Origin of the sequence: Mycobacterium sp. (assembly GCF_032162605.1) — a bacterium.
In the GTDB taxonomy this organism is placed as follows: domain Bacteria; phylum Actinomycetota; class Actinomycetes; order Mycobacteriales; family Mycobacteriaceae; genus Mycobacterium.
The window spans coordinates 1-10,712 of record NZ_JAVROT010000197.1; the positions used below are offsets into that span (position 1 = coordinate 1).

Below are 10,712 nucleotides of genomic sequence, written 5' to 3' on the forward strand. Positions count from 1 at the left end.
GGTACCTGATCGAGAAGAACACCGCGATCGGGATCCGCTACGACTTCGGCCCGGGGCCGGAACTGCTCGGCCGGCGGCTGCGGGACGTGCAGCTGAAGCAGGGGCACCTCTACGGGCTGATGCACGCCGGCCGGGGGCTGCTGCTCGACCAGACCGGCAGGCTCTCGGTGGCGGGCTGGGCCGACCGGGTCGACCACGTGGTCGACGTCAGCGAGGAACTGGATGCGCCCGCCGCGCTGCTGCGCCCGGACGGTTACGTGGCGTGGATCGGTGAAGATCAGCAGGACCTGCTCGATCAGTTGCCGAAGTGGTTCGGTGCCGACGTCGGCTCCGTTGGGTAGCGTTGCCGACGCTGGTGTCAATCGAATTCCGTTAGGAGAGAGGACCCGTGACCGACCCCCGACTACACATCCGTTCCCCGGAATGGTTGAAGGACATCAACGCTCAGATGCTGTCGGACCCGCAGCTGCCCGCTGCCGTGCTGACCGTTGCCGGGCGCCGCACCGGCGCTTTGCGGCGAACGCCGGTCACCCTGTATGAGCGCGACGGCGCCCGTTATGTCGTCGGTGGGTTCCCTGGCGCGGACTGGGTTCGCAACGTGCGCGCGGCCGGCCACGCGGTACTGTCCGTCGACGGCCACGACGAACGCGTCCGGCTGGTGGAGCTCGACGCCGCTTCTGCGGAACCGGTACTGCGGGCGTGGCCCACGGTCACGCCGGACGGTGTGGCGATCATGCGCGAGGCGGGCGTCATTCCCGACACCACGCCCGATGCTCTCGCCGCTGTCGCTGGGGTCTGCCCGGTCTTTCGCATCGAGCAGGAGTCTGACGGTCGGGCGGAGTAGGGGCGCCCACTTGACAGAGTGACTCACACGTGACGGCTCGACGCGGGGCAGGATGCGCACGTGTGCCATGGAGTAGTCGGTCGAAGTGCGAACGCGGTGTCAGTGCCGGTCACTCGATGGCTACGGTCTCCAATATCCGCAGTGTCCGATGTTTTGCCGCACGCGGGAGTACGGTGTCGTCAACCCTTGGGGCTGGCAAGAGGTGGATTTCATCCTCGAGTGCCGCGCTGAGGGCCTGCGGTCCCGGGGCGCGAACTGCGATTTGCTAAGCGAGGCGAATGCAGCGCGGCTCCTGGACCGGTTCGGCCCGCCACCGAGAGAGGGGGTGACGGGCCGAATTGCGCGCCAACGGCTTTCGGACCTCTTCGGTTCCCGTCGCGTTGCGTGAACGCTGCGATCACTGTGTGGACCGGACGGTCGGGTTGGACAACTACGAGCCGGCCATCGAGACCTATGCCGCCTACCTGACCGGACTGCTGCAGGTCGATGCATCCAGGATCGGGATGTTCGGGATCAGCACGAGTGGTTGCTAGGCCTTGCGGGCGCTGGCCGCTCCGAAGACGCTCCTGCGTGCGGCGGCGACGTTCGAGGCGGTGCCTGGGGACTTCGACACCCGCGTCACCCATCCCGTTCTGAGGGAACGACTTCCACCCGTTGGGCAAGTGCGCCACCGAGGGCAGTGCCGACCCGCTCACCGAAGCCGCACGTTGCGGCCGTGATAACCTGCAATCGTTTGCACCCGGCGGTCCCGACGAGCGAATGGAGCGGCTCATGCCCGCACCGAGCTATGCAGCGATCACCGAACCCGTGCCGGGTTCGTCGCGACCGGTCAGCTACCACCTGACCGAAACCTGGGATGGGCTCTACGTCCCCTACGCCCTTCGCCTGCCGTCGCCGGACGCCACCGGCCTTCCGTTCGTGTTCCTCGCATACGGCAACGGCGGCGGAGGTCTGGATTGGCTACGCGGACGGGTCGCGACACACGGTTACATCATGGAGCGCCTTCTCGACGCGGGTTACGCCTGCGCCTGGGGCCGGTACCGGACCGAGGTCGAGCTCGGTTTCCATCGCGGCGGGCGTCTCGTCGTCGACCGACGGCAGGGCATGGACCTGATGAACCGGTCACCGCTGGAGTTCGAGGACGAGCTCGCCATCCTGGAGCACGTGGCGCGGCACCCGCAGATCGACCCCGACCGCCTCGGTCACGTCGGTGTGAGTCATGCCGGCGAGATGCTGTTCAAGATCGCGTCCCAGTACGACGGTCCGCTCAAGGCCGGAATCGCCTGTGAGCCAGCGAATCACGAATTCCTCGATCTCACCCCGGATGACACGGCCTTCACCAATCCGGACACGCAGCTCCGCAACATCGAGGAGATGCAGATGCGCGATCCCGCGTTCGTGCGCTCACGGATCAACGAACCGCTCGCCCTCGAGCGGATCGAGCCCATCTCGATTCCCATGCTGGTGATGGGCCGTGACGACGACCATCTCCAGGGGATCTTCCGGCTGAGCTATGACCTGTTGGCGTCCAGCGGCAAGGACGCCACGTGGGTCACCTGGGACCACCCGCTGCACGGCTACATCTTCCCGACCGCAGGCGCCGACGGCGCAGTGGAGGTCGATGACGTGCAGGAGCGCGCGATCGACGGCGTCATCGCGTTCCTCGACGAGCACCTCGCCGGCTGAGCCCGGCAAGGCCTCCGATGATCGAGTCCGTCGTGATCTTCGCGGCGGGGGTGTGGGCAGGCGGGATCAACGTCATCGTCGGCTCGGGAGCACTGGTGACCTTTCCGACCCTGCTCCTGTTCGGCTATCCACCGCTGACCGCGAACGTCTCCAACAACATCGGCATCGTTGCCGGCGGTGTCTCGGGTATCTACGGCTACCGCAGTGAGCTGCGCCCGAACCGGGCGATCCTGGTGCGCCTCGCACCGGCATCGATCGCAGGCGCGCTGGTCGGGGCGGTCCTGCTACTGGTGCTGCCCGACGAGTCGTTCAAGGCGATCGTGCCCGCCCTCATCGCTCTGGGCCTGCTCATGGTGGTCTTCGGCCCGAGCGTGCAACGGCGCACGGCCGCGGCCCGGCACGAGGGTTCGGGGAACCTGCTCTCGCGAGTCCTGCTCACCGCAGGGATCTTCGCCCTCGGCGTTTACGGCGGTTACTTCGGCGCCGCCCAGGGAATTCTGCTCGTCGGACTCATGGGGCTGCTCCTCAGGGACGGCATCCAACGCCTCACCGCGATCAAGAACGTCCTGGCGACCCTGGTGAACGCCGTGGCCGCAATGACATTCATGGTCATCGCCACCAACCACATCGATTGGTCGGTCGTCGCGCTGATCTCGTCAGGATCGTTCATCGGTGGTTACCTCGGCGCCCGGTTCGGCCGAAAGCTTTCGCCTGCGGTGCTGCGCGTGTTCATCGTGGTGATCGGCTCAGTCGCGCTCGTCAAGATCCTGCTGTTCGACTGACCGACGGTCTTGACGCCCAGACCTGGCCAGCACATACTGACCACAATCGATTGCAGCGAGCTTGAGGAGCGATATGGGTCCGTCCAACACGCAGCGCATCAGTTACGTACCGCTCGAGCAGATGGACGAGCGCATGAAGGCGGAAATGGAGCGTTGCGCCAAGCACGGCACCCCACGACCCGAGAGCTCCGCGGTCCGCGCGCACTCACCGGAAGCGTTCTGGGCCTTCGCCGACAGCTGGCAGTCCCAGTTCCACAGCGGCGTCGTCGAACACGCGATCAAGGACCTGTGCCGGGTCTACATCTCCAGGACGGTCAAGTGTGAGTTCTGCGGCAACCAGCGGTCGGAGAAGGCCGCATCGGCAGGCCTGCACGAGCAGCAGTACGACCAACTGCTGAACTTCGAGACGTCCGACCTGTACGACGACCGCCAGAAGGCCGCGCTCGCGTACGCCGAGGCCATCGCATGGGGCAGCCAGGACCTCGACGGACTCTGGGATCGTCTGCACGCCAACTTCTCCGAGCCGGAGTTGGTCGAGCTGGGCTGCTGTATCGCACTGACATTCGGCCAGCAGAGCTGGATCCGGCTGCTCGGCATCGATCATCACCAGTACATGGCAGGCACGTCCGTGTCGATGGCCCCCGGATTCGAGACGGCCGACGGGCTCGCCGCGAGCAAGGCCGACCCCGCCTACTGGGCGGCCTCGAGCCACGCCTGAATCGGCATCCGCCGGCTCTGGAGTAGGGGAAGTGGCCTCGTTTGAGCTGACCGTCAACGGCCGCGAGCACCGCGTCGACGTTCCGCCGGGCACGTCCTTGCTCGAGGTGCTGCGCAACGACATCGGCGACAAGTCGGCGAAGTTCGGCTGCGGACTCGGCCAGTGCGGAGCGTGCGTCGTCTGGATCGACGGACATCCGACACCGGCGTGCGACACTCCCGTCGAGTACGTCGCGGGCGACGTGCGAACCCTCGTCGGGCTCGGTCGGCCCGACGCCCTGCACCCGGTGCAGTCCGCGTTCCTCGAGCTGCAGGCCGCGCAGTGCGGCTACTGCATCGCAGGCATCATCATGAGCGCCGCAGCGCTCCTGCGTGACAATCCCCGGCCGACGCGCGACGAGGTGACGACGGCATTGGAGCGCCATTTGTGCCGCTGCGGAACGCATCTGCGCTTCATCGACGCCGTGCTCGCGGCGGCGGGATCGACACCGGAGTCGGCACTGGGATCGACGCTGGAATCGGCACCGTGACAACGGATCTGCCGGCGTCGCTGGTCGCCAATCCATGGATCTCGACGTGGCTGACCGTCGCCGACGATGGCGTGATCGGTTTGCGCATCGGCAAGGTCGAGCTCGGGCAGGGGATCGTCACGGCCCTAACCCAGATCGCGGCCCACGAGCTCGACGTTCCGCCAGAGGCGGTCCTAGCCGCCGCGACCAACACGGTGTCGTCACCGGATGAGGGCCTGACCGCAGGCAGCCTGTCGATCACGGTCTCCGGCGCGGCGGTCGGGCGGGTGTGCGCGGAGACGCGCGAGTTGTTCCGCCGTGCGGCCGCGCGCAAGGCGGCACTGGACGTCGGGCAGGTCCGGCTGGCGTCCGGGGTGTTCGCTGCACCGGACGGTTCCCGCATCGGGTCCTATGCCGACCTCTCCGGCATCGTCGACCTCCACGTCCGCGTCGGCGACCCGTCTCTCGACGTCGAGCTCGCGCCTCCCACATCGAAGGACCTGGCCCGCGTCGACCTGCCCGACAAGGTGCTTGGCCGCGCGCGCTTCATCCACGACCTCGACTTCGACGGCATGCTGCACGCCAGGGTCGTGCGGCCCCCCGGTCCGGGGGCACATCTCGAAGACGTCTCCCTCGCCCAGATTGCGTCCATGCCCGGTGTCGAGGATGTCGTGCGCGACGGCGACTTCCTGGCCGTCCTCGCCCGGCGTGAGGGGCAGGCCAACGAAGCGGCCGAGGCATTGGCGGCCGCAGCGTCGTGGTCGGCGGGCATCGAGCTGCCCGATTCCGATGAACTTTCTGGCTGGCTGCGGAGCGCCGAGGCCGAGACCAGCCTGATCCGCAATGACGTCGCCCGACACGAAGATTCGTCAGCCGTGGTGGGCGCCACCTTCTCTAGGCCCTTCCTTGCGCACGGGTCGATCGGCCCCAGCTGTGCCATCGCGAAATACGACGACGGACGCCTCGACGTGTGGAGCCACAGCCAAGGCGTATTCACGTTGGGCCGCGCCATTGCGGCGACCCTGGATCTGCCTCCCGAGGCGGTCGTCGTGCAGCACGTCGAGGGCGCGGGCAGCTACGGCCACAATGCCGCCGACGATGTCGCCGTTGACGCCGCGCTGTTGGCGATGCGGGTTCCCGGCCGGTACGTACGGGCGCTCTGGAGCCGCGCCGACGAGTTGTCGTGGGAGCCGTTCGGCCCGGCCATGGTCGCCGACGTCAAAGCCAGCGTCGACGGGAACGGGACGATCACCGACTGGTCGTATGAGCTGTGGAGCAACGGCCACACGGCAAGGCCCGGTTACGCGCCACGCCACGGCCTGCTGGCCGACGCCCATCGGGCGGGTGTCGCGATGCTGCCTCCCGCAGTGGACCCGCCTGCCGACCGCGGTTACGGCTCGGCGCGCAACTCAGTGCCGTACTACGACATCGCCAGGGTCGACGTGACGGTTCACCGGCTGCTGACGATGCCGATCCGCACGTCGTCGCTGCGTTCGCTCGGCAGTCATCTCAACACGTTCGCACTGGAATCCGTCATCGACGAGCTGGCCCTGGCGACCGGCCGCGACGCGCTGCAGATGCGGCTCGACCACCTGTCCGACCCGCGCGCGCGTGAGGTGCTGAGCACCGCTGCCGCAGCGGCCGACTGGGGAGCACCGCTGCCGGACGGTCACGGCCGGGGCATCGCGTTCTGTCGATACAAGAACCGAGGTTCCTACTGCGCCGTCGTCGCCGACGTGGAGGCGACCGACCGGCTGCACGTCACGCGCCTGACGATCGCCGTCGACGTCGGTCGGGTCGTGAACGTCGACGGGGTGCGCAACCAGATCGAGGGCGGGGCGATCCAGGCCACCAGCTGGGCGCTGTTCGAACAGGTCCGCTTCGACCGGCACTCGATCACCAGCACCGACTGGGAGTCCTACCCGATCGCGCGGTTCAGCCAGGTGCCTACTGTCGATGTCCACGTGGTGCATCGTCCCGACGAGCCGCCGCTCGGCGCGGGCGAGGCGACGCAGGGCCCGGCGACAGCCGCGATCGGCAATGCGCTGGCCGACGCCCTCGGAGTGCGGGTCCGCGCGCTGCCGTTCACGCCCGACAACATCGTCGCGGCGATCAACGCTGCGGATTGAGCAGCGCCGCCATCCAGTCCGCCGTGCGGTAGCGGTGTGCGGCAAGCACATTGGCGCAGCCGTGGTTGCCGTCTTCGAGGAGCAGGAACTCGCTCCCGGCGACCTCGTGATGCACCCGCTCGGCCTGCTGCCAGGGGATCAGCCGGTCTTTCTTGCCTGCGACGATCAGCGTCGGGCAGCGCAGGGACGCGGTCCGGCCGTCCATGGTGAGCGTCAGCGCCAGGGCGCGGGCGTCGTCCTCGTCCTTTGAGCGCGACCGGACCGTGAACGTCTCCCGGGTCAGGGCGGGCAGCACATCCCAGTTCTCGCCGAAACTGTAAGGGCCGCACAGGCTGACGCACGCCTTGATCCGCTCGTCGCCGCTGGCGAATCGGGGTGCGTAATACCCACCGAGGCTCACTCCCCAGACGCCGATGCGATCGGCGTCGATGTCGTCGCGTGCCATGAGGGCGTCGACGAATGCCCGGCCCGGTACCTCCCAGTCCGCACGGATCGGCAGGTCGTACTCGGCCTCCCCCTGCCCTGGGCCGTCGACGCTGAACGTGGCGAGGCCGCGTTCGAGAAAGAGCTCCTCGGTGGCCCGCAGCTCCTCCTTGGTCGAATCCAGGCCCGGCACCATGATGACGGCCGGATGGGGTGCCTGCCCCTGCGGCTTGCGCAGGATCCCGTAGATCGTCGAGCCCTCGAACGGCACCTCGATTCGTTCACCCGGCGGGTCAAGGTGCGGCAGTGCGGCATCGAGGCACCGCACGGCAGCTTCGTGGGCGGCGCGCATCTGATCCAGGTCGCGGACATAGACGAACTTCGCGAAGTGATACACCACGGCCGCGGTGCTCAGGTGCGCTCCCGCGGACCGCAGGCGATCCTGCTCGAGCGCCTCGGTCCCGAGGTCCTCGTGCACGCGCGCCGCGGCCGACCAGGCGGCGCACCAGTCGTCCCAGGACTCCAGGCCACCCATGACGCGGTCGAAATCGGCGGCCGGGACACCGTTGGCGGTGAACCGGGGACCCCAGTGCGAACGGGCGGAGGCGACGTATTCGTCCATGCCTCAGATTCCTCGATCCCACTATTGCAAACGATTGCGGCCTCTCCTACCGTAGCAGGAGGGAAGTATCGACGGAAGGACGACGGTGCCCTCATCCTCTTCAAACCCGCCGGTCAGCGACGTGATAGTGGTGGGCGGCGGGCACAACGCGCTCGTGTGCGCTGCGTACCTCGCCGAGGCCGGCCTGTCCGTCACCGTGCTCGAAGGGCGCGACGTGATCGGCGGCAACACCGTGACCGAAGAGCTCACCCTCCCGGGGTGGCGCCACGACTCGTGCTCGACGGCGCACGTCGTGTTGCAGTCGAACCCATTGATCCGCGACGACGAGCTGGCACTTGTCGCACGCTACGGGCTGAAGTACGTCGTTACCGACCCGGCGGTGGTCTTCCCGCTCGCCGACGGCGATCTGCTGACGGTGCACCCGGACCTGACCGCCACCGCCGCCGAGTTCGCCCGCTACTCGCGCCCGGACGCCGACGCCCTGGTCACCATGATCGAGGACTGGAACGCCGGTCAGCGGATCGCGCACGCCCACCTGTCCGCAGGTCTTCCGCTGCCCGACGAGCCGTGGGCGCACGGCTACGAGCGGTTACGGCGCTGCAGCGCCTGGGAGGTGATCGCCTCGACGTTCCACCACCCGGTCGTGCGTCGGGTGATGACCTGGATGGCCTTCGCCACCATGCAGCCACCGGAGAGACCCGGCACCGGCGCACTGCCTGCCGCGATCATGGCCGGCCGACTGGCCTATGGCTGGGCCACGCCGGTCGGCGGATCGGGCGCGTTGCCGAAAGCTCTTGCGGCCCATATCACCGACCACGGCGGCGCCGTCGAGACGTCGGCGTGGGTGCGGTCGTTTCTCGTGGAGCGCGGGCGCTGCGTTGGGGTGCGCACCGACGACGGCCGCGAGTTCCGGGCCGGCCGAGCCGTCGTCGCCGGTAGTCACCTTCGCGAGTTATCCGCGATGCTCGAGACTTTCTCGGGGACGGCCGACGACGCGGCACGATGCTGGCGACCGGGAATCTCTTTGTTCGCAGTGCATTTCGCGCTTCGCGCCGACGCGTGCTATCGATCGGCCAGCGGTCCCGTCACATCGGCCGCCGCGGGGCTCGGCAGTCCGGAGGGGCTGCTTCGCCAGGTCGCCGGACTGCCGTCCGGGCGCCTGGAAGACCAGGATCCGTGGCTGCTCATGATGTCGTCGACGGCGGTCGATCCCGGCCGCGCGCCCGGCGGCACGTTCAAGTTCCTGACCGCGGCGCCGATGCTCCGCGACGGCAGTCCGTGGTCGGACGCCGATGCGATGGCATACGCTCAGGTGCTACTCGGGATCGCCCGCCGCCATGTCGATGGGATCGACGACGCCGACATCCTGGCCATCAGGCCTGAATCACCCACATCACTTGCCGCGCACAACCTCTCGAACATCGGCGGATCGTGCCATGGCGGCGAGTTCGCGCTCGACGATGGGACGGTGATCCCCGGCTGGCCCGACTACCGCACCGATGTCGGAGGGCTGTACCTGACCGGTTCGACCTCGCACCCCGGAGGTTCGGTGTCGGGGCGGCCCGGACGCAACACGGCACGCACCGTGCTGGCCGACCTTGGGCTGACGCCGACGATGTCCAGCCCCTGAACGCTCAGCCGCCGGTTGTCGAGTGGCCAGTTATGACAGACTTTTTCGCGTACGGCGTGCGGTAGGTGGCCACTCGGCGAGGGTATTGCTCAGCCGGTCAGCCGGACGACGTGCAGGCCGTGATTCTTGTCGGAGAAGTAGATGTTGCCGCGCGCGTCGACCAAGACGTCCTCGGACTGCGTGACCAAGGTCTTGGGCAGCAGTCCGCGGCGTTCGACGGGGTCGTCCGGGAGGTACCAGGCGATCTCGCGCGGCAGATGGGCGTCACTGATGTCGTAGACCCGCAACCCTGCGTTGAACCACGTCATGAACATCAGGTTGTCGTCGGCGAACAGCTCAGCGCCTTGAGGATGGTGCTGATTGTGCGGGCCGAAGCGCCCACCACGCGTGCTGAAGTTCGGATACGCCGCACCCGCCGCAGGCGCTGGTATCGGCAGCAGCGACACGAGACGGGGGTTCTGCTCGTCACTCACGTCGACGATGCCTGCGAAGTTGTAGGGCTCCTGCTGGCGCTCCGCGATCGCTTCGGTGTTGACCAGCAACAGATTTCGCGACGGTAGTGGGATCGCGGTGTGCAACGCGATCATGCTGGAGAAGGCGGCGCCGATCTCCAGTCGCGAGACGAGCGTCGGCCGCTCGATGTCCGAGATGTCGAGGATGACGAGCCCGGCCGCCCCGTAGCTGAGGTAGGCACGATCACCGAGGACATACGGCGGTCCGTGTAGGGAGATGCGTCGAGGTGGGGTCTTTCCAGAGGCGACGTACTGCTCGGGCAGGAACCACATCGCCACCTCCTTGGGACTGCTGGGGTCGGCGATGTCGAGGATCACGTAGATGTTGCCCTCGAACCCGCGCCGACTCGCCGTCACGTGCACGTAGCGACCACCGGTGAAGTGGTTGCGGTGCACGCCGTGCTCGCCGGTGTGCCACTCACTGATGAGATTCGGCGCGGCCGGATCGCTGACGTCGAAGAAGCGGATGCCTTCGGCGGAGTTGAGTGCGGGATCGCCTCCCCAGGCAGGCGGTCGGTGCTCCATGCCCTGGACCAGCAGACCGGCGGCGACCTGAACCTGCCAGGTCGCGGCGTGATCGGGACCCTCGATCGCGCCGACGAGGCGCGGGTCGGCGGGATCGGTCACGTCGAAGATCGACAGTCGCGGTTCCCAGAAGTGTGTCGCGTAGAGGTACCAGCGTTCGTCGACGACTTGCATCGCCAGCTTGAAGACGGGCTTGCCGCCGACGTCGTGGTAGCCGACGAACTCGACACCGTCGGCGGTGAAACCGGGTGCCGTGCAACCGGCTTCGCTCACGAAGCTGCCTCCGCCATGAGATCGGCCAGATCGGAGAGCGGCTCGAGGCAGAAGACGCCT

11 protein-coding genes are annotated in these 10,712 nt (G+C 67.8%); 9 read left to right on the forward strand and 2 right to left on the reverse strand.

The annotated features are described in order from the left end of the window. The 8 genes from QOI01_RS12420 to QOI01_RS12455 form a co-directional block, all read left to right on the forward strand. Positions 1-341: aromatic-ring hydroxylase C-terminal domain-containing protein (locus tag QOI01_RS12420; RefSeq protein ID WP_526381292.1), on the forward strand; the 341-nt coding region annotated here is incomplete at its 5' end. Between the two features lie 107 nt (positions 342-448). Next, positions 449-844, forward strand: a complete 396-nt coding sequence (locus tag QOI01_RS12425; protein WP_526381312.1) for a nitroreductase family deazaflavin-dependent oxidoreductase — start codon at positions 449-451, stop codon at positions 842-844. Between the two features lie 404 nt (positions 845-1,248). Further along, positions 1,249-1,377, forward strand: coding sequence for a hypothetical protein (locus QOI01_RS12430; protein WP_526381294.1), 129 nt, complete (start codon positions 1,249-1,251; stop codon positions 1,375-1,377). A 238-nt stretch (positions 1,378-1,615) separates the two neighbouring features. Further along, the gene (locus QOI01_RS12435; protein WP_526381296.1) at positions 1,616-2,530 is read left to right on the forward strand and encodes an alpha/beta hydrolase family protein; all 915 of its coding nucleotides are present in this window, start codon (positions 1,616-1,618) and stop codon (positions 2,528-2,530) included. A gap of 17 nt (positions 2,531-2,547) precedes the next feature. Then, positions 2,548-3,312, forward strand: coding sequence for a sulfite exporter TauE/SafE family protein (locus QOI01_RS12440; protein ID WP_526381298.1), 765 nt, complete (start codon positions 2,548-2,550; stop codon positions 3,310-3,312). A 73-nt stretch (positions 3,313-3,385) separates the two neighbouring features. After that, entirely contained in the window at positions 3,386-4,030 is a 645-nt protein-coding gene (locus QOI01_RS12445; RefSeq protein ID WP_526381300.1) for a carboxymuconolactone decarboxylase family protein, read from the forward strand. Between the two features lie 31 nt (positions 4,031-4,061). Then, on the forward strand, positions 4,062-4,559 hold the full coding sequence (locus tag QOI01_RS12450) for a (2Fe-2S)-binding protein (protein ID WP_526381302.1): 498 nt from the start codon (positions 4,062-4,064) through the stop codon (positions 4,557-4,559). After that, entirely contained in the window at positions 4,457-6,667 is a 2,211-nt protein-coding gene (locus QOI01_RS12455) for a xanthine dehydrogenase family protein molybdopterin-binding subunit (protein ID WP_526381304.1), read from the forward strand. The genes QOI01_RS12450 and QOI01_RS12455 overlap by 103 nt, the downstream gene beginning before the upstream one ends. Here QOI01_RS12455 and QOI01_RS12460 read toward each other — a convergent pair. Then, positions 6,651-7,712 (reverse strand): alpha/beta hydrolase family protein, encoded by a 1,062-nt coding sequence (locus QOI01_RS12460; protein ID WP_526381306.1) that lies wholly within the window; start codon positions 7,710-7,712, stop codon positions 6,651-6,653. The genes QOI01_RS12455 and QOI01_RS12460 overlap by 17 nt on opposite strands. Positions 7,713-7,797: 85 nt before the next feature. Here QOI01_RS12460 and QOI01_RS12465 point away from each other — a divergent pair, with 85 nt between their 5' ends. After that, positions 7,798-9,342, forward strand: coding sequence for a phytoene desaturase family protein (locus QOI01_RS12465; protein ID WP_526381308.1), 1,545 nt, complete (start codon positions 7,798-7,800; stop codon positions 9,340-9,342). Between the two features lie 89 nt (positions 9,343-9,431). On the opposite strand, the gene QOI01_RS12470 is transcribed toward QOI01_RS12465, so the two are convergent. Continuing rightward, positions 9,432-10,652, reverse strand: a complete 1,221-nt coding sequence (locus QOI01_RS12470; RefSeq protein ID WP_526381310.1) for an LVIVD repeat-containing protein — start codon at positions 10,650-10,652, stop codon at positions 9,432-9,434. Positions 10,653-10,712: the final 60 nt, after the last annotated feature.

Bases quoted from the DNA above. Each gene is read 5' to 3' on its own strand.
- QOI01_RS12445 (WP_526381300.1), top strand. From the start codon at position 3,386: ATGGGTCCGTCCAACACGCAGCGCATCAGTTACGTACCGCTCGAGCAG.
- QOI01_RS12435 (WP_526381296.1), top strand. From the start codon at position 1,616: ATGCCCGCACCGAGCTATGCAGCGATCACCGAACCCGTGCCGGGTTCG.
- QOI01_RS12425 (WP_526381312.1), top strand. From the start codon at position 449: ATGCTGTCGGACCCGCAGCTGCCCGCTGCCGTGCTGACCGTTGCCGGG.
- QOI01_RS12460 (WP_526381306.1), bottom strand. From the start codon at position 7,712: ATGGACGAATACGTCGCCTCCGCCCGTTCGCACTGGGGTCCCCGGTTC.
- QOI01_RS12440 (WP_526381298.1), top strand. From the start codon at position 2,548: ATGATCGAGTCCGTCGTGATCTTCGCGGCGGGGGTGTGGGCAGGCGGG.